The following is a 19241-nucleotide window of genomic DNA, read 5'->3' as shown; positions in this document are numbered from 1 at the left end:
GGGTGGGCGGCCACTATAGAGAGACGAGGCAAGTCGCGTCAACGCCGTGCGTCAATCGCTCGGATCGCGGGGGAGCCGCGCTGGCTGGATCTGTTGCTCGAGGGCCGCGGCGGCGTGCTCGAGCGGCGGGAGATCCACGGCTTCGGGGTCGACCGGGCCGTAGTAGAGACGGTCGGTCTGCTGCGCCAGCGCGAGCAGCTGCCCGCGGTGCGTCTCGGGTGCTGCGTCCGGGATCTCGCGGTTGGTCGTGGTCTCGAACACGCGCTCGGACGTGACGAAGCGGCGCCCCACGCGTCGGAAGACGGCGAGCGCGCGCGCCCGGTAGCTCTCCACCCGCACCACCACGTCGGACCACTCGCCGCGGTGCGGCACGCTCACGCCCTGATCCACGCCCACGTAGCCGGCCAGCTGCACGCGCAAGCGATACTCGCCAGCGGGCAGCCCGCTGAGCGTGAAGCGGCCTTCGTGGTCGCTCTCTGCACGCAGCTCTGGAGCCCCGCTGCTCGCGCTCGCGGCGTGGCTCAGCGTGATGATGGCGCCGGCACGTGGCGCGCCGCTCTGGTGGTCCAGGATGACCCCGGCCAGCTGGTCGTGGCGGTGGGTCCCGTGGGTGCGCGCGCCCACCGTGATGCCGGGCGGAAGCGCGGTGGTGCGCAGCGCGGGCTGGCTGGTGCGGCGCTCGCGGCGACGCGCGACGAGCAGCGCGAGCACCGAGAGACCGAGCGGCAGCAGGAGCCACAGCCAGTCGAGCGGCCACGGCGACGTGACCCGCAGCGCGACGCTGGGCGAGACGCTGGGCTGCGGTCCGGGGGCCTCGGGGGCGAAGCGCGCCTCGAGCGTCCACGTGGTGCCTTCGCGATGCCGTGGCACATCGAACGTGGCGCGATACGCACCGCTCGCGTCGGTCACCACCGTGGTGACGTGCTCGCCATCACCGAACACCCCCACGGCGCCTCCGGCGACGCCGCCACGCGAGTCGCGCAGCGTGCCGCTCAGCGTGACCGACTCACCGGGATCGAGGGCCTGCGTGGGAAGCGTGGCCGTGAGTACGGTGGCCCGCAGACGCACGATGGGCAGCTCTGCCCGCGCCGCCGCGCGCTGGGTGTCCCCCGGGAAGTCCACCACCCAGCGACCCGGACCGGGCGTGGCCTCGGTGGTGTCGCCGAGCTGGAACGTGGCGTGTCCGCCCGCATCGGTGGTGGCGCTCCCGTGTACACGGCCCAGCTCGTCGCGCAGCGTGAGCGCGAGGCCCTCGCCACCCTGGCTGGACTCGGCCACTACCCGCACCTGCGCGTCCGGCAGGTCGAGGTCCAGCTCCCGCGCGGTCACGTGCAGATCGAAGCGCAGGCGCACGTCGGCCAGGGTGGGGTCCACCACGCGTTCCACGCTCGCGGGCAGGTGGAACTCGTCGCCGACGAAGCTGCACGAGAGCGCGAAGCGGCCCCCGACCCAGGCGACGGTCAGCGTGAACTCGCCGCGCTCGTCGGTCAGGATCGTTTCCGCGCCGAAGACGCCCGTGTCCGCGAGCGGCGTGGCAGTGTCGTCCATCAGCTGCCGCGTGAACACATGGAGCTCGCGGTGGGGCAGGGCTTGGCCCAGGTCGTCGCGCAGCACACCCAGCACCTGCACGCTGCTCCCGGCGCGCTCGGCCGCCACGTCGATGCGTGTCTCGGCCATCACGCGGACGCGTGTCTGGGCCGTGGCCATGGGCAGAAGCACGCCGAAGCAGGCGGCCAGGGTGCACCCGAACACCAGCTCTCTCCCGACGTGGGGGCGACGCGACACGGCCGCACCCTGCCCCGAAAGTGGCTCGCGTCGCAAGGCGTGCGGCGAAGCGCTCCGGTCTGGTACCTTCGCGGCCATGGCGCAGCCCTTGGTGGAAGAACGACGTGTCCGCTCCTTCGACGGAACCGACATCGCCTACCACGTGGTGGGTCAGGGCCGCCCCGTGCTGCTCTGCAACGGCCTCGGCGGGAGCTGGGTCGCGTGGACGCACCAGATTCGGTACCTGCAAGACCGCTATCGCTTCATCTCGTGGGACTACCGTGGGCTGTATCGCTCGGGCCCACCCGGCGTGGCCGGCGCGCTCCACATCGACGCCCACGCGCGCGACGGCTTGGCCGTCATGGACGCCGAGGGCATCGACAGCGCGGCGCTGCTGGGCTGGTCCATGGGCGTGCAGGTGGCCCTCGAGATGTTCCACCTCGCGCCCGAGCGCGTGGCCAACATGACGCTGCTCAACGGGGTGTCCGGCCAGATCTACGAGTCGGTCATGAACCTGGGGTTCATGGACAAGGTGGTCCCGCCGGTGCTGCGCGCGCTGGGCAGCCAGCCGCGGTGGGTGGAAGCCGTGGTGCGCCAGGCGGTGCGCTTCCCGGCCACCGTGCAGCTGGCCAAGGGCCTCGGGCTGGCGGCCGGCACGCTGGACGAAGACGTGTTCCGCGCGCTCGCGGCGTCGTTCAAGGACCTGGACATGGGCATCTATCTCAAGCTGCTCGAGCTGCTGGGCGAGCACGATGCCACGCACCTGCTGTCACGGGTGGACGTGCCCGTGCTGGTGGTCGCCGGCGACCGCGACATCATGACGCCCCAGGCGGCAGCGGCGAAGATGGCAGCGGCCATCCCGGAGGCCGAGCTCATGGTCATCGCGGGAGGCACGCACTACGCCGCGGTGGAGTACCCGGAGCTGGTCAACCTGCGCGTCGAGAAGTTCTGGCTCACGCGGGGCTATGCGGCCGGCACGGTCTCCCCTGCACGCGCGTCGTGATGGGCTTCCGCTTCATCATCCTGCTGAGCTTCACGGCCAGCCTGGCATGCCAGCCCGCGCCCGAGGAGGAGCCGCCCAGCCAAGTGGAGACGATGCGGCGGCGTGGCGAGGCGCTCGCGCAGCGCAATGCCACACCGGCGGCGGTCCCAGCCAACCCGGCACCCAACGCGCCGCTCACGGAGGCGGAGCGCGCCGACGTGGCGCTGCTCGCCGAGGTGGTGGGCGCTGCCCCCGACGCGGTCGAGATCGTGCTGCTGGACGTGGACGGCGCGGTGGAGCGCGACCTGCCCGTTCGCGCGGCCGGCGTCCTGACCGAGAGGGCCCTGCCAGCCTCACGGGCGCAGCTCGCACGGCTCCAGGAGATCGAGCCACGGTCCGAGCTGGGCACGCTGCTGCACGAGCAGTGGCTCCTGGCCTGGACCACGCGCGAGACCGCGCTCACGCGCTATGCCGCCGCGCTCGAGCGGGGAATCGTGGAGGACCTGACGCTGGCCGACGCCTTGCGCGATCAGCGGCACGCCGGGGACGCCGTCGCGGCGGCGCGCGTGGCCCTCGCTGACGCGCTGCGTCGCATTGACGCATCCGCCGAAGGTGAGTAACCCCTCCGTCATGGCGATCCTCGTCGTCGATAACTACGACTCCTTCACCTACAACCTCGTTCAGTACCTGCGCGAGCTGGGTGCCGTGGTCACCGTGCATCGCAACGACGAGATCGACGTGCAGGGCGTGCGCGCGCTGGACCCGGAGGGGGTGCTCATCAGCCCCGGCCCCGGGACGCCGGACGACGCGGGGGTCAGCAACGGCATCCTGGCCGAGCTGGGGGCCACGCTGCCCGTGCTGGGCGTCTGCTTGGGCCACCAGGCCATCGGCCAGCACTACGGCGCGCGCGTGGTGCGGGCCGAGCGCCTCATGCACGGGCGCACGTCGCCCATCTTCCACGAGGGGCTCGGGGTGTTCCGTGGGTTGCCCAGCCCGTTCACCGCCACGCGCTATCACTCGCTGCTGGTGGACCCGGCCACGCTCACCAGCGTGCTCGAGGTCACCGCGCGCACGGCCGAGGGCGAGATCATGGGGTTGCGGCACCGTGAGCACCCGGTGGAGGGCGTGCAGTTCCATCCCGAGTCGTTCCTCACCGAGCACGGGCACCAGCTGCTGCGCAACTGGCTGGACACGCTGCCAGGCGGAGGGCGCCGCCCGTGAGCGAGCTCGACCTCGCCCTGCGGGAGGCCATCGTTCGCGTGGTCGAGGGCCAGGACCTGGACGCGGCTTCCATGGAGCACGCCATGGAGCAGGTGCTCGCGGGGGCGGCCTCGCCCGCGCAGATCGCCGCGCTCGCCGTGGGCTTGCGCATGAAGGGTGAGACCTCCGAGGAGATCGCGGCGGCCGCGCGCGTCATGCGCCGGCGCTGCGTGGCCAGCCCGCTCGAGGTGCAGGGCCCCGTGCTGGACACGTGCGGCACCGGTGGCAGCGGGCACGACACCTTCAACATCTCCACCGTCTCAGCCATCGTGGTGGCGGCCGCCGGCGTGCGCGTGGCCAAGCACGGCAACCGCGCCGCCTCGAGCCGCGCGGGCAGCGCCGACGTGCTGGAGGCTCTCGGGGTCCGCATCGACCTCGACGCATGGCAGGTGGCCCGCTGCGTGGCCGAGGTGGGCATCGGGTTCCTGTTCGCGCCGCAGCACCACGCCGCGCTGCGCCATGCCGCGCCGGTCCGCAGGGAGCTCGGGCTGCGCACCTTCTTCAACCTGCTGGGGCCGCTCTCCAGCCCCGCCAGCGCGTCGCACCAGGTGGTGGGCGTCTACGACGCCGCGCGTGTCCGCCAAATGGCCGAGGTGCTGAAGCTGCTGGGCGTCACGGCAGCGTGGGCGGTGCACGGCCACGGCGGCATCGACGAGCTCTCCACGTCCGGGCCCACCCAGGTGGCCATGCTGGCCCACGGCGAGATCCACGAGCGCGTGCTCACCCCCGCAGACTTCGGTCTCGACCCGGTGCCGCTCGCGGCGCTGGTGGGCGGGGACGCGGTGGAGAACGCGGCCATCGCGCGCGCCGTGTTGGCTGGCGAAGCGGGCGCTCGTCGCACGGCGGTGCTCATCAACGCCGGCGCGTCGCTGTGCGTCACCGGCATGGCCAGCACCCCCATGGAAGCCGCCCAGCTCGCAGGCCAGGTCATCGACAGCGGGGCCGCCACGGCCAAGCTGGACGAGTGGGTCGCCTTCACCCGAGCGCTGCGAGCGTCCCCGTGAGCGAGGGCGCCGCTCGCTCCCACGCCGAGCCCCGTCGCGCCTACCTGGACGAGATCCTGGCGCGCAAGCGGGTGGAGGTCGGGCGCCGCTTGGCCCATCGCGGCGTGCTGGACCGCCTGGCGGGTGAGCTGCCACTAGACGCTGCTCGCGGCGCCCGAGCGCTCACGGCCCTGCGGCGCGCCCAGCCGCACCACGCCCCGCGCATCATCGCCGAGATCAAGTTCCGCAGCCCCAGCGTGGGTGCCATTCGGCGGCCCGCGCCCGGCGCTGCGGCGTCTCTCGCGCGCAGTTATCAGCAGGGCGGCGCGGCGGCCCTCAGCGTGCTGGCCGACGGCCCCGGCTTCGGAGGCTCACCGCTCACCGTGCGGCGCGTGACCCAGGCCTGCGAGGCGCCCGTGCTCTTCAAGGAGTTCGTGCTGGACCCGGTGCAGGTGGAGCTGGCGCGCGTCTGCGGCGCCTCCATGGTGCTGCTGCTGGTGCGCGCGCTCCCGCTCGGGCCGCTGCAGGCGCTCTGCGATCACGTGCGACGCGCCGGCATGGAGCCCGTGGTGGAGGCGGCCGACGAGGCCGAGCTCGAGGTGGCGCTCCGCACGGACGCCACGCTGGTGGGCGTCAACGCGCGCGACCTGCGCACCTTCGAGGTGGACATGGAGCGCGCCGCCCGCTGCCTCGCGCAAGTGGACTCGGCGCGCATTGCCATCTTCATGAGCGGCATCCGCACCCCCGCAGACTTCGCACGGCTGAGCGGCACACGCGCCGACGCCGCGCTCATCGGAGAAGGCTTGATGCGCTGCGAGGACCCTGCCGAGGGCGTGCGCGCGATGCTCGCAGCGGCGACGCTGGAGGAGACGACATGAAGAAGCTCAAGACGCTCTTGGTGACTGGCGCGCGCGGAACGGTGGGCAGCTACGTCACGGGCTTGGCCGAGGCCTCCGGCTACCGCGTCATCGCCACCGACATGAGCCGCGCCGGCGTGCGCTCACCGGTGCGAGGCGAGGTGCGCGTGGCCGACCTGCGCGACGCGGCCGCGCTCGACGAGCTGGTCAAGGGCTGCGACGCGGTGGTCCACACAGCGGCCCAGCTGGACGCCGGCGCCGACTCGGCCGAGCTGTCGCGCACCAACACGGACGCCGTGGCCAACCTCTACGAGGCCGCGGCGCGGGGCGGCGCACAGCGCTTCATCCAGGTGTCCAACGCCACGCTCTATGCGTCGCGCACCGATGGTGTCCCGCTCAACGAGGAGAGCGAGATCGCCCCGCGCGGGCCGTTCGGTATGAGCAAGCGCGCCGCCGAGACCTACCTGCTCGGCCAGCGTGGCAACACGCCCAGCGTCACGGTGCTGCGCGCGGCGCCCATCTATGGCCGGCGGGGGCGTCACTTCGCGGCCAGCCTGCTCGCCGTGGGTCCGCTGGTGCGCCTGGCTTCGCCGGTGGTTCCGCGCTTTGGCGGCGGGCCGCGGGGCACCATGGTGCACGCCGAAGACGTGGCTCGCGCGGCGCTACACCTGCTGCCGCTCGAGGAGGCCGCCGGCGAGGTCTACAACGTGAGCGATGGCGACGAGATGACGCTGGGCGCACGCCTGGGGATCACGTTCGATGCCTATGGGCTCACCACCGTGTCGCTGGGCGACGCGCCCGAGGCGCTCTACCGCCTGCTGGGCAAGCTGTTCCAGCAACCCGGGGCGCATCAGGGCGCGGACGCGGCCGCGCTGGCGGCGTGGAAGGCCGTGGTCATGCGCCACGGCATCAAGTCGGCGTTGCGGCCGCGCCTGGACGTGGAGCACATGACGCTGCTCTACGAAGACCTGGTGGTGGACGGCAGCAAGCTCGCGGCCACCGGCTTCGTGCCGCGCCACGCTAGCTTCGAGACGGGCTGGCGCGACGTGCTGCGCTGGTACCAAGCCGAGGAGTGGGTCCCTCGCTATGGCTGAAGACCCGCCGCGCTTCACCGAAGGCCGGGCGTTCGCGCAGCAGGCCGCGCTGATCGCGCGCCACGGGCGCCGCTCGGAGCCGCCGCTCGCCGGGGGCAGGGCGGTGGTCATGATCCACGGCTTCATGGCGGCGGCGCCGGTGTTCGACCCGCTGCGCCGGCGGCTGGCCAGTGAGCTGGGCTGGGCCTCCATGGCCTTCGGCTACCCCAGCTACGGCAGCTTCGAGGCCACCGCGCAACGCCTGGCCGACGCGCTCGACCGGCACGTGCCGGCGTCCACGGAGCTCATCCTGGTGGGCCACTCGCTGGGCGGCATGCTGGCGCGCTGGTACGTGCACGAGCTGGGCGGCGCCGAGCGGGTCAGCCGCGTGGTCACCATCAGCACGCCGCACCAGGGGACACGCGTCGCGCGGCTTGCGCCGTTCGGCTTGGGCGCGGCCATTCGCCCGGGGAGCCCCGTCATCTCGCGCCTGGAAGCGGCGCGCGGCGGGCCCGTGCACTACGCGTTTGCCGGAGCCGAAGACGCCACCGTTCCGCCCGACAGCGCGCTCGGCTGCCCTGCCGATTGGAAGCACGTCATCGAGGGTGTGGGCCACAACGGCATCCTCTATGCGCCGCACGCACAAGAGCGCATCCTCGATGCCGTGGCGGGCGTCGCGCCGGGGGCCCGGGCGCTGGTCAGAGGCCCGAGGTCGGTCGCGTCGTGAGCGAGGACGACTCCATCACGCCCACCGGATCGCGCTCGGGGGGCAGCGGCCCGCTGCCCTCGGCCACCCTTCGGCCAGCGCCGCTGCCACCTGCGTCGCTCGCTCCGCCAGCTCCGCCTCGCGCTGCGTCCGTGCCACCGCCAGTCCCGCTGCCGCTCGCCTCGGCGCCAGCGCCTGCGCCCACGGCATCCGCGCCGCCGCCAGCCCCGCTGCCGCTCGCCTCGTCGCCGCCTCCCCGGACTCCCGCCGCGCTCGCTCCGCCGCCCAGCGCGGGCTTCCTCATCTCCCGTCACCTCGCCGTCGGGGCCCTGGTGGCCACCGCGCTCGCGCTCACCGACGTCACCGTGGGCGCCGCGCGCGCCAACTCGAGCGGCCTCTCGTTCGCGGACCGCATGCTGGCCCTCGGCAACATCACCGCCATGTTGGCGCCGCTCGGGCTGCTGCTGGGTCTCGCGCTCGGGCTGGCCACGCTGGTGGTGCTGCACACCCCATGGTTCGACGGCATCCGCCTCTCGCACCGCGACCGGCGCGCGCTCTTCGAGTCCAACCCGCCAGCGTTCGCGTCCGCGCTGGCCGTGGCGCTGGGCGTGGCGGGCTTCGCCGTGGGCATCTCGCGCGGCATGCAGCACTTCGCCACGCGCTACCACGACCCCCAGCTGGCCTCGTGGGCCATGAGCCTCTTCGCGCTGTGCCTGGTGCTGCTGCTGACGCTGGGCGCGGCCACGCTGCGCGCGCTGGTGTTGCCCCTGGCGCGCCGCTTGCCCTGGCGCTTGGCCTCTGTCGGCATCATCGGGTTGGTGGTCGCGGCCGGTGTCACGTCGTCGCTGGTGGGGCTGGCCCTGCGCGCGCCCATGCTGCTGCGCGCGTACGACCCGGTCATGCTGGGCTACGCGCCCGGCACGGTGCTGCTCTACCTGCTGCTGGTGCTGCTCTTCCGCCAGCGCCTGCGTGTACGCGGAACGGTAGCGCTGGCGGTGCTCACCACGCTCGTCTCGCTCGGGTTGCTGGTGTGGACGGGGGCCACCTACGGCGCTCGGAACCGCGTCCGAGCCCTGGTGGAGCAGGACAGCGTGGTCGGGCGCCCCACGCTGCGCGCCTATCTGTCCCTCACGGACCGCGACGGGGACGGCTACGCCTTCGCCTTCGGCGGCAGTGACTGCAACGACCGCGAAGGAAGCGTGCACCCCGGCTCGGTGGATCTAGAGGGCGATGGCGTGGACGCGGACTGCTTCGACGGCGACGGTTCGCGCGACGTGGCGGACTTCGGCACGGGGCACTACGCCCCTCGGCCGGCGGGCCTGCAGACCCCGAACATCCTGCTCGTGTCCATCGACGCGCTGCGGCCAGATCACCTCGGCTGCATGGGCTACGAGCGCGACACCTCCCCCGTGATGGACGCGTTCTGCCGGCGCTCGGTGCGGTTCCGCCGCGTGGTCGCGCAGTCGAGCCGCTCCATCCGCTCCATCCCGGCGGTGTTCACGGGCCGCTATCCCTCGCAGGTGGCCTACGGCAGCGAGTACCTCTGGCCTTCGCTGCTGCGCGAGAATCAGACGTTCGCCGAGGCGCTGCGCGGCGGCGGCTACGAGACCGCAGTCACCATGGGCACCGACTACTTCACGCGCGTCGACGGCTTCTTCCAGGGCTTCGAACAGGTGAACCAGATCCCGGAGTACCGACCCGCACGGGACCGGCCCGTGAACGAGGCGCTGACGCAGCTGGATCGCCTGCAGGCGAGCGAGCGCCCGTGGATGCTGTGGGTGCACCTCTTCAACGTCCACGAGCGCTACCTCTGGGACCGCATGCCCAGCCGCTTCGGCGACGCGCTGGTGGACGAGTACGACACCGAGATCACGCTCGCGGACGCGCAGGTGGGGCGCCTGCTCTCGTCCCTGGAGCAGCGTGGGCTGAACGGCGACACGGTGGTGGTGCTCATGTCCGACCATGGCGAGGCGTTCTCGGAGCACGGCCACACGGGCCACAGCCAGGCGCTCTACAACGAGGAGGTCTACGCCACGCTCATGATCCGCGTGCCGGGGGTGACCCCGCGCGAGATCACGAGCCCCGTCGCCCTGTTCGACGTGATGCCCACCATCCTGAACCTGGCGAACATCCCGCTGCCTGAGCCCGTGCCGGCCCGCAGCCTGGTGGGGGTCATGACCGGTGGCGAGCCCGACCCCGAGCGGCTCATCTTCACCGAGCTCATGCCGGACGGCCTCTACCCCTACGACCAGAAGGCCATCTACCGTGGCAACCAGAAGCTCATCTACTGGACGCGCGAGGGGACGTATCAGCTGTTCGACCTGGCCGCCGACCCCGAGGAGCGTCACGACCTGAGCGACGAGCGTCGCGAGGACGCGCTGGAGCTGCTGGGCCTGCTGCGCGCCTGGATGGCGCAGACCCACCGGCCCGAGAACCGCACCGAGGACATCGTGGCCGACGCGCGGCTGCCGGCCGAGCCCATCAACATGACGGCGCGGCTCGACGCGCAGTTCCCCGGGCAGTTCACCCTGTTGGGCTACGACCTGCCCGAAACCAATTTCCACCCGGGCGACCGCATCGCCATGGACTTCTACTATCGGGTGGACTCGCGCATCGACAAGGACCTGTTCTTCTACGTGAACCTCGAGGGGCCGCCGGGGTTCCCCATCCCACCGCACTTCCACGCGCACCACTACCCCATCCACGGGCGCTACCGCACTACGGACTGGCGGCGCGGTGAGATCCTGCGCGACTCGGTGCAGATGGTCATTCCGCGCGAGATCCGCCACCCGGTAGAGCTGCGCGTCACGCTCACGGTGTTGGACGAGCAGTACCCCATCGAGTACCGCACGGCGCGCGGCGCAGGCACCACCATCGAGGTGGGTCGCGTGAACATCCGCTGACCCTCGCCGGTAGGGCTACTCGCCCGCCTCGTCGGCAGCGGCCGCTTCGGCCTGTTCCGCACCGGCCGCTTCGGCTTCCGCGGCAGGTTCGTCGGCGAGAGGCGGCACCAGCTCGAGCGAGGCCAGCACCAGCGGCCCGCCGCTCACTTCCAGCTCCACCTCGTTGACACCCGTGTGCGCCACACCCGGCGGGATTCGGAACGTGGCCGCGCGCCAGCTGCTGGACACCGACTGCTCGCCCAGGTCCGTGCCGTTCCACGTGACGCGCACGGCGCCGCGGCCGGCTTCCACCATGCGCGCGCGCAGGCTCACGCCGCCCACCTCGCCCAGGAACAGCGGCAGGAGCAGCCGCGCGTGCCCACCGCTCACGCGCAGGCCACGGCGGCCCGCCAGCGTCTCGGGCTCCGCCGAGAAGCCGTCGGTGGCATAGAGCGCGTGCAGCGGCGCCCCAGCGAAGATGGCGGTGGTCTCGCCCGGGCGCGGCTGGCCGGTCTCGTACTCCGCGTAGTAGAGGCTCATCCCGCGCATGGCGTCATAGCGCATGGGGTGCGTTCCAAAGCGCAGCGCAAAGGGCAGCGAGGCGGGCCACGCGGCCGGGTTGCCCACCGCCTCGTAGGTGCCGTGCGCCAGCTCGTGGAAGATCTGCTCCCAGATCAAGTCAGAGCGCGCTTCGCGCCAGTTGGCGATGCGGCCGCTGCCCACGCCGGTCATGGCCGCCAGGTTCCACACCGAAAAGGCGCCCACCACCAGGCCCAGCATGGCGCCTGCCAGCCGCCGCGGCTCACGCTCGGCGTAGCGAAACACGGACGCCAGCACCAGCGCCATGCCCAGGCCGAGCGGCGCGCTCATCTCGGTGAAGCGACGGTTCGAGAACCCCATCGAGCCCCAGTAGTCCCACACCGCGCCGTTGATGTAGACCGTGAGCGCGAAGGCCACCAGGAGCGCCACCGCCAGCGGCCGGTGGGGCGCGTTCCCACGCCGGCGCGACAGGCTGCCCTCCAGCAGCCCGATGACGCCCAGCGCCAGCAGCGGGGTCCACGTGAGCAGCCCGCCCGTGCTGGCGAACAAGACACCGTCCAGGCTCGGCTCGCTCCAGCGCATGTAGTGCGGCCCCTGCGGCATGGCGAAGTACGACCCGTAGCTCACCTTCCAGGCGTGCAGCTGCGGCGCGAACGCCAGCAACAGGCCACCCGTGAAGAGCAGCCCTGCGCCCACCATGCCGAGAGCGCGCCGGTGCTCCTTCGCGCGCAGATCGTGGAACGCGAGGTACAGCCACTCTCCCAGCGGCGCGAAGACGAACACCGCGTTCTGTGGGCGCATGAGCATGGCTAGGCCCAGCAGCGCGCCCAGGAGCGCCCAGCGCAGCGGGTGGCGCGCGTGCGGCCCGGTGCGGGTGCCATCCCAGCGCTCGATGAAGAGCGCCACCGAGAACGCGGCGGGCGCGTGCCCGTAGGACAGCAGCCACGCCCCGTAATACGAGAGCGGCGACGCGAACGCGATGCCGGCCGTGGCCAGCAGCGCGGGCCCCACCCCTGCGTGCCGGCGCGCCAGGCGGTAGAGCAAGAGGAGCGTGAGCAACGAGAGCAGCACCGTGCCGAAGAGCCCGAACGCGGCCAGCGGGCCGGTGCATGCCTGCGCGACCGCGCGCTGCTCGCTGAGCGCGGCCGGGACGAAGTGCCGCCCCATCCACAGCATGGGCGTCCAGGCCAGCGCCGGTCCAGGACTCCACTGGTTGCGCGGCCCGAGGCCAGGCGCGTGTGGCCGGCCCATGCCCCACGGGTCCCCGCACATGGCGTAGTCGTTGGCGAGGTCCATGTCCCCGTCGAAGGCCAGCGAGCGCGCCCAGAGATAAGTGTAGTAGCCGTCACCCTGCAGCGCGGGGATGGGGCTCAGGGAGTGCATCACCAGGAAGCCCAGCGCGATGGCCAGCAAGCTCAGCCGCTCGGGCGTGCCCACGCGCCGCAGCAGACGCTCTGCACCGCTCCCACGACGGGGAGGGCGATGACGGGTGCGATACGGTGGGTGGTCGGGGGTGAGTGTCACGATGCGCAGCGCAGCGGGGCAGGCTGGCCCGTGGGTGTACGAAACCCGCCGACCGAACTCAAGCATAGTGCTCTCTGGGCCGCCTGACCTGCTAGCTTCGCGCCGTGTCGCGCACCGAGGACGAGCTCGAGCTCGAGCTAGCCAGCTTTCCGCCCCTGACCGCCCAGTCGCAGGTGGACGCCGACGCCGCCGAGGCCCGCGCCCGCTGGCAGGGGGGTGGGTTGGGTCCAGCGCCCCGCCCGCCTCGCGCCTATGCTCCGCCTGTTTCGACGAAGCAGCGCTCGTGGCTGCCCTGGATGGTCATCGCTCTGGCCACGCTGCTGGGCGGTGGTGCGCGCCTGGCCACGGCCGATTGGGGGCTGCCCTACGCCCTGCACGTGGACGAAAAGGGCTTCGTGGTGCACGAGGCGCTGGCCGCCGAGTACCGGGGTCTCACCCGGGGGGACTTCCGGCCGCACAACACCGCCTATGGCCCGCTGGTGTTCCAGCTGGTGATCGCCACCAAGTGGGCCCGCTTCGGGGGCCGCGACGCCGCGCAAGCGCTGGTGGCCCGCTACCCCAACCAGGGCGCCTACATCACGCGGGCGTTCACCACCGAGACCACCGCCACAACCGTCTCGTTGCCGGACCTGCTCCATGCGCTGCGCCTCCTGGCCGGGGTGCTGGGGGCGCTCACCATCCTCTTGCTGGGCCTCACGGCGGCGCGCCTCGAGACGTCCCGCGCCGGGGCCGTTGCCGCCACGCTGGCCGCTGCCTCGGTGGGCTTGTTCCAGGTGGCGCACTTCTTCACCGCCGAGTCCGTCCTGGTGTTCGCGCTGGCGCTCTTCCTGCACGCGTGCGCGGCGCTGGCTACGCGTCGTGCCAGCGTCACCAGCGTGCTCGAGGCAGGCGTGGCCATCGCGCTCATCGCCGCCAGCAAGGGGCCCGGCTTGGTGTGCCTGGTGGCGCTTCCAGCCGCCATCGCCAGCCACCGACAGGTGGCGGGGATGCCCACGTCGTGGTGGCGGCGCAGCGTGAGCCTGCTGCGGGCGGGGCTGAGCGCGCCCATGCTGCTCAGCCTGCTCGTGGCCGTGCTGGCCTACGCGGCGCTCAACCCTTGGCTGGTGTCGTCGGACCCGGCTGCCTACTTCCGGGACATCGCGCCCAATCGCTCGGGTGCGGCGCTGCTGGCCCTGCAGTTCAACGAGCGCGAGTTCAGCTTCTACGACTGGCGCTTCACGTACAACGACTCGCTGCCCTTCTGGCCGCACGTGGCCACGCTGCTGCCGTATGCCCTCGGGGGCCCGGCCTGCCTGGCGGCCTACATCGCCCTCGGGCGCGGGCTCGTGCGGCGCTCCTCGCTCGACCGCATCGTCTTCTGGGGCGCCATCCCGCCGCTGCTGCTGGTGGGCGGCTTCGCGGTGGTCACCGTGCGCTACGTCCTGCCAGCCGTGCCCGCGCTCATCCTGGGGGCTGCGAGCCTGCTGGCCCACCCGCAACGCCTCCTCCCCGCTCCCGCTCCCAGTCCCCATCCAGGGCGCCCCGGCGGCAGCCAGCCTCCGCCCGGTCGCAACGCCACGCTGGCCGCGTCGCTGAGCTTTGCGCTGGCCGCGCTGGCGGTGGGCATCGTGGCCTTCACCTGCGCCCGCGGGGTGGCCTATGCGTTGATGTTCCGCCAGCCCGACCCGCGCGTGCTGGCGGGGCGCTACCTGGCCGAGCACGGCGAGCGGCGCGACGTGGTGGTGCTCGAGCCCGAGGGCTCCTACAGCGCGGTCCTGAACGACGACTACGACCTGGTGGGGCGCGTGCTCCCCAACTACCCGGCCGCCTCGGGTGGGCGCTGGGTGGCCAACAGTGTTCCTCCGGAGGCCGCCACGCTGCGCCCGCGGCGACTGTTCACGGGCCGCCCCGATCAAGAGCGGCTGCCCGCACACTTCGAGCGCACGCTGGCCCGGGCGCGCTTCGTCGTGGTGGGCGACTGGTACCATCGCCGTGCTCGCCACCCCAGCGCCCCCGTGCGTGCGCCGGCCCAGCACGCGTTCTACCGCGACCTGTTCGCCGAGCAGCTGGGGTTCCGCGTGGTGGCCCGCTTCACGCGCGAGCCGCGCTTCCCCGACACGGACTGGGGCTACGTGTGGGACGAGCAAGACGAGGAGGCCCTCAGCGTGTGCTTCGACCACATGCCCGTGACGATCTTCGAGCGAATCCCGGATGAGGCCGCCGCCACCCGGGAAAACCACGAATAGAACGCTCGGCGTGCAACGTCCTTGCCAGGCTTCGGGCCGGTGACTATGGTCGCAGAATATGTCTGACGAAGACGAGATGAGTTCCCTATCGACACCGCCCGAGGGACCAGACGTACGCTTCGACGACGAGCTGCCAGTGTTGCCCATCCGCAACGCGGTGCTCTTCCCCGGCGCCGTCGCTCCCTTCGACGTGGGTCGCCCCCGCTCGGTCGCCTTGGTGGAAGACATCGAGAGCGCCGACCAGCCCATCATCGCCATTTTCGCGCAGCGCGACCCGTCCACGGACGACCCCATCGAGGGCGACCTGTATCCGGTGGGCGTCGCGGCGCGCGTGCTCAAGGCGCTCAAGCACAGCTCGGGCAACTACAGCCTCATCCTGCAGGGCCTGGTGCGCATCCGCCTCGAGCACGTGGTGGAAGAGGAGCCGTACCTCAAGGCCCGCATCTCGCGCTTGGACGAAATCCCCACGGACGACGTGGAGAGCGAAGCGCTGGCCATGAGCCTGCGCGACATCGCCAAGCAGGTGGTGCAGCTCATGCCGGAGCTCCCGCGCGAGGCCAACTCGCTGCTGGACAGCATCCAAGAGCCCGGCCAGCTGGCCGACCTGGTGGCCGCCAACCTGGACGCCCCGGTGGAAGACAAGGCCCAGCTGCTCGAGACGGTGGACGCCAAGGAGCGCATCCGCAAGGTGCTGCGCCTGCTCACGCGTCAGCTGGAAATCCTCAAGATGCGCGAGCGGATCAACTCGCAAATCAAAGAGGAGATGGGCAAGAACCAGCGCGAATACGTGCTGCGTCAGCAGCTCAAGGCCATCAAGGAAGAGCTGGGCGAAGAAGAGGGCGACCAGGGCGACCTGGACGTGGTCGAAGAGCGCATCGCCAAGGCCAGCCTCCCCGGCGAGGCCGACAAGGTGGCCCGCAAGCAGCTCAAGCGGCTGCGCCAGATGCAGGTGGGTAGCGCCGAGTACACGGTGGTGCGCACGTACATCGACTGGCTCCTGGACGTGCCCTGGAGCCGCGAGACCACGGACAACCTGGACATCGCCGCCGTGCGCAAGGTGCTGGACGAGGACCACTCGGGCCTCGAGAAGGTCAAGAAGCGCATCGTCGAGTACCTGGCCGTGCGCAAGCTCAAGAAGGACAAGAAGGGTCCCATCCTGTGCCTCATCGGGCCGCCCGGCGTCGGCAAGACCTCGCTCGGCCGCTCCGTGGCGCGCGCGCTCGGCCGCAAGTTCCACCGCATCAGCCTGGGTGGCGTGCACGACGAGGCCGCCATCCGCGGTCACCGCCGCACCTACGTGGGCGCGCTTCCGGGCCAGATCATCCAGGGCATGAAGAAGACCGGGACCATCAACCCCATCTTCATGCTCGATGAAATCGACAAGGTGGGCCACGACTTCCGGGGCGACCCGGCGGCCGCGCTCCTCGAGGTGTTGGACCCCGAGCAGAACGACACCTTCAGCGACCACTACCTGGAGATCCCGTACGACCTCTCCAAGGTCATGTTCATCGCCACGGCCAACGTGGGGGACACCATCCCGGCGCCGCTCCGCGACCGCATGGAGATCATCGAGATCCCCGGCTACACGCGGCGCGAGAAGCTGGACATCGCCAAGGTGCACCTCCTGCCCAAGCAGCTCGAAGACCACGGCATCAAGGGTGAAATCCTCACCATCTCGGACGCCGCGCTCGAGGGCATCATCGACCACTACACGCGCGAGGCCGGCGTGCGCAACCTGGAGCGCCAGATCGCCAGCGTCATTCGTGGCGTGGCCGTGAAGGTGGCCGAGGGCGAGACGGGTCCGTGGGCCATGAACGACGCCGAGGCGCTGCGCCCCTACCTGGGCCCCGCACGCTTCACGTCCGAAGTGGCCGAGCGCACCAGCGAGTCGGGCGTGGCCACGGGCCTGGCCTGGACGGCCGTGGGCGGCGAGATCCTCTTCATCGAGGCCACGCGCATGCACGGGCAGGGCAAGCTGCAGCTCACCGGACAGCTGGGCGACGTCATGAAAGAGTCCGCGCAGGCGGCCATGAGCTACGTGCGCACCCGCGCCGAAGACTTCGGCCTCCCCAAGGACTTCCTCGAGAAGAGCGACCTGCACATCCACATCCCCGCAGGCGGCATGCCCAAGGACGGCCCCAGCGCCGGCGTCACCATGATGACGGCCCTGGTCTCGCTCCTCACCGGCATCTGCGTGCGCCACGACGTGGCCATGACCGGTGAAATCACCCTGCGCGGCCGCGTGCTGCCCGTGGGTGGCATCAAGGAGAAGGTGCTCGCCGCTCACCGCGCCGGCATCAAGCGCGTCATCCTGCCGGAGCGCAACGCTGCGGACTTGGAAGAGGTGCCCGAGGAGATCCGCGAGACGCTGGAGTTCATCCCGGTGTCCACCGTGGACGAGGTGCTGGTGAACGCGCTCGAGAACACCGACTCGCTGAAGCTGCGGCTGGGCGACGACAAGACGGCGGGCGCGGGCGTGGTGGCTCAGGCCTAGGGCTCAGCTCGAGGCTCCCGTTCAGCGTTCGCCCGCGTAGCCCTCGTGCTTCGCGGGCGATTCGCGTCTTGGCGGTCGAGTGGTCTCGGTCAGGAGGTCGCTGTCGGTTGCACCGGAGGCGAGCACGTCGCGCTAGGTGCTGCATCCCGGCTCGACAGGGGTTGCGCGCTCAGGACCCGAGACGTCCGCGGAGATCGGCGACGACGGCGAGCCATGCGTCGAGGTGACCTGATTCGGTCCACGCCACCCTCAGCCCCGAGTTCTTTCCGAGCGCGCAGTCGATGGCCTTGGAGGCCTTTTCCAGCAGCTCGGGCGTCGCCTCCAGCTTCGAGGTTGCGAGCCACTTGGCGAGAGCGGCTGGCGCCGACGCCGGGTCGGGCCGCCCCTGAATGCGCGCGAGGATCTCCGAGGCAGCTATCACGCATTGCGCGGTCTCTATGCCGACACCGAGCTTGGAATTGAACTCCTCCTCGATGTAGCGGAACACGAACGTGATCTTATCGAGGCGCACCGCGTCGCTCCCCTTGAGGTCCTTGATCCACCAGGCCGCAGCTTCGTTCTCGAATGGGTACACGCCCCATGTCTCCTCGTCGATCCCGATGGGCTCGTCGGTGCCGCTCGCCTTGACGATCACGTCGTTCGGCCTCGCTTTCGAGACGCGCAACCCCTCTTCGTCCACGAAGTAGGACTCCGACTTCCCGGTGAATGGGTCCTTGCCGAACTTCTCGCGGAGCGTGCGGCCGGGAGGCGCTTGGGCCACCCCCTTCACCCTTGCTTTCATCGCTTTGACCAACCTGTCGACGAGCTGCTTGCGCTTCTTCTTGTCGCCTGGGGCCTCATGGACTTCGATGTCGAAGGCCCCGTCGCAACCTTCGTCGTCGTAGCCGAGCAGCTCGCCATATCCAGAGAAGACGTAGTCGTCCGCCTCGAGGACGGCCGCCGTCACAGCGCGTTCGTCGAGGTACTCGTTCTCGTCTTCACTCGGCTCGTAGTGGAAGTAGTGCTGTTTGCCGATCTTGACGAGCATGTCGGGACCCTCCATCCGCTCGAGGCGAATGGTGACGGTGTCCTCCGTCTGGGACAGCACGCTCACACCGTCCATGGGTCGCAATTGGTTCGTGAGATGCGTGACGAGCGAGGCGACTTGGGCTTCTGAGATCATGGGGTAGGGCTGCTCCGGTGGTTGGCTTCGGTGAACACCACGGCGCTGGGGTGCACCGACGAAAGAAACGACCACCACCAGGGCTCGTGCGTGAGCACCCGGTGCTGGTCTCGAAAGCCGTCGTTGTCCGACACGTGGACCTCGACGCAGCGTTCGCATGCGAGCAGCTCGTGCACCAGGGCGCGCGGCAGGCTTCGCCAGCGCGTGGCGACGATGTGCAGATGCGACAGGTCTATCGCGAAGTGGACCGGGCTCTCGAGGAGCGACGCGTACGACGACCAGTCGTCGAGGAAGAACGAGCGGCGCGCGTCGGGGTAGAGCCCTTCCACCGCGACGGTGCTGCCGAGGGCGTCCTCGAGGTGACGTACGTTGTCGAACACCTGTTCGAGAGTGTCGACCGGTCCTCCGCGTCGACCGGCGTGCAACGAGTAGACGTCCGAACCTAGGGCGTGATGGACGCGACCCAAGCTGGCGAAGTACCCGGGGTCTGCGCGCACGTGCGTCGCGTCGCGCAGCACGCGCTCGGGCTCCACACGCACGTTGGCATGCAGACGGGACCGGGTCTCCGGCATCGACTCCCGGAGCTGCGTGGCGCGCTCGGCATCGAGCACACCCGAGCTCTGTGGGCAGAGCTGTACGTGCTCGACGGACACTTGGCCGAGCACCGGCTCGGACACACGTGAGAGCCGCGCGCAGGCGTCCTCGTACGTGAGACCCGGCAACGAAGCAGTTGACCCCTGGAAACGCACGGTCCGACCCTACCGGGGTTCGGATTCCCGCGCCAGCGCA

Annotated in this window: 14 protein-coding genes; 10 read left to right on the top strand and 4 right to left on the bottom strand. The window is 71.1% G+C overall.

Annotated features, from left to right (window positions below):
* Nucleotides 1-51: 51 nt before the first annotated feature.
* A complete protein-coding gene (locus IPI43_14395) occupies nt 52-1785 on the bottom strand; it encodes a carboxypeptidase regulatory-like domain-containing protein (GenBank protein MBK7775298.1) in 1734 nt (577 codons plus the stop codon).
* A gap of 76 nt (nt 1786-1861) precedes the next feature.
* On the opposite strand from IPI43_14395, the gene IPI43_14390 reads away from it, so the two are divergent.
* Genes IPI43_14390 through IPI43_14355 form a run of 8 tightly spaced genes read left to right on the top strand, consistent with a single transcriptional unit; the run spans nt 1862 to nt 10528 of the window.
* Nucleotides 1862-2767 carry an alpha/beta hydrolase gene (locus IPI43_14390; protein ID MBK7775297.1) on the top strand — a complete coding sequence of 302 codons (906 nt, stop codon included), beginning with the start codon at nt 1862-1864 and terminating at the stop codon, nt 2765-2767.
* Nucleotides 2767-3366, top strand: a complete 600-nt coding sequence (locus IPI43_14385) for a hypothetical protein (protein MBK7775296.1) — start codon at nt 2767-2769, stop codon at nt 3364-3366. Before IPI43_14390 ends, IPI43_14385 begins: the two co-directional genes overlap by 1 nt.
* A gap of 10 nt (nt 3367-3376) precedes the next feature.
* The gene (locus IPI43_14380) at nt 3377-3967 is read left to right on the top strand and encodes an aminodeoxychorismate/anthranilate synthase component II (GenBank protein MBK7775295.1); all 591 of its coding nucleotides are present in this window, start codon (nt 3377-3379) and stop codon (nt 3965-3967) included.
* Nucleotides 3964-5010, top strand: a complete 1047-nt coding sequence (gene trpD / locus IPI43_14375) for an anthranilate phosphoribosyltransferase (GenBank protein ID MBK7775294.1) — start codon at nt 3964-3966, stop codon at nt 5008-5010. Before IPI43_14380 ends, trpD begins: the two co-directional genes overlap by 4 nt.
* Nucleotides 5007-5867: an indole-3-glycerol-phosphate synthase gene (locus IPI43_14370; GenBank protein MBK7775293.1), complete on the top strand. Its 861-nt coding sequence runs from the start codon at nt 5007-5009 to the stop codon at nt 5865-5867. Before trpD ends, IPI43_14370 begins: the two co-directional genes overlap by 4 nt.
* Nucleotides 5864-6940, top strand: coding sequence for an NAD(P)-dependent oxidoreductase (locus tag IPI43_14365; protein MBK7775292.1), 1077 nt, complete (start codon nt 5864-5866; stop codon nt 6938-6940). The genes IPI43_14370 and IPI43_14365 overlap by 4 nt, the downstream gene beginning before the upstream one ends.
* The gene (locus IPI43_14360) at nt 6933-7646 is read left to right on the top strand and encodes an alpha/beta fold hydrolase (GenBank protein ID MBK7775291.1); all 714 of its coding nucleotides are present in this window, start codon (nt 6933-6935) and stop codon (nt 7644-7646) included. Before IPI43_14365 ends, IPI43_14360 begins: the two co-directional genes overlap by 8 nt.
* Complete coding sequence (locus IPI43_14355; protein MBK7775290.1) at nt 7643-10528, top strand: sulfatase-like hydrolase/transferase; 2886 nt, start codon at nt 7643-7645, stop codon at nt 10526-10528. Before IPI43_14360 ends, IPI43_14355 begins: the two co-directional genes overlap by 4 nt.
* A 15-nt stretch (nt 10529-10543) precedes the next feature.
* Here the strand turns inward: IPI43_14355 and IPI43_14350 are convergent, their stop codons facing one another.
* Entirely contained in the window at nt 10544-12571 is a 2028-nt protein-coding gene (locus tag IPI43_14350; protein ID MBK7775289.1) for a glycosyltransferase family 39 protein, read from the bottom strand.
* A 104-nt stretch (nt 12572-12675) separates the two neighbouring features.
* Here IPI43_14350 and IPI43_14345 point away from each other — a divergent pair, with 104 nt between their 5' ends.
* Together IPI43_14345 and lon are read left to right on the top strand one after the other, a co-directional pair.
* Nucleotides 12676-14796, top strand: coding sequence for a glycosyltransferase family 39 protein (locus tag IPI43_14345; GenBank protein ID MBK7775288.1), 2121 nt, complete (start codon nt 12676-12678; stop codon nt 14794-14796).
* Nucleotides 14797-14854: 58 nt separating this feature from the next.
* Nucleotides 14855-17290 (top strand): endopeptidase La, encoded by a 2436-nt coding sequence (gene lon, locus IPI43_14340; protein MBK7775287.1) that lies wholly within the window; start codon nt 14855-14857, stop codon nt 17288-17290.
* 169 nt (nt 17291-17459) lie between these two features.
* Here the strand turns inward: lon and IPI43_14335 are convergent, their stop codons facing one another.
* Together IPI43_14335 and IPI43_14330 are read right to left on the bottom strand one after the other, a co-directional pair.
* Nucleotides 17460-18392, bottom strand: a complete 933-nt coding sequence (locus IPI43_14335; protein MBK7775286.1) for a DUF4259 domain-containing protein — start codon at nt 18390-18392, stop codon at nt 17460-17462.
* Nucleotides 18393-18448: 56 nt separating this feature from the next.
* Nucleotides 18449-19174 carry a hypothetical protein gene (locus IPI43_14330; protein MBK7775285.1) on the bottom strand — a complete coding sequence of 242 codons (726 nt, stop codon included), beginning with the start codon at nt 19172-19174 and terminating at the stop codon, nt 18449-18451.
* Nucleotides 19175-19241: the final 67 nt, after the last annotated feature.

Source organism: Sandaracinaceae bacterium (assembly GCA_016706685.1).
Lineage (GTDB): Bacteria > Myxococcota_A > Polyangia > Polyangiales > Houyiibacteriaceae > JADJJE01.
This window is presented reverse-complemented; position numbering and strand designations above follow the sequence as displayed.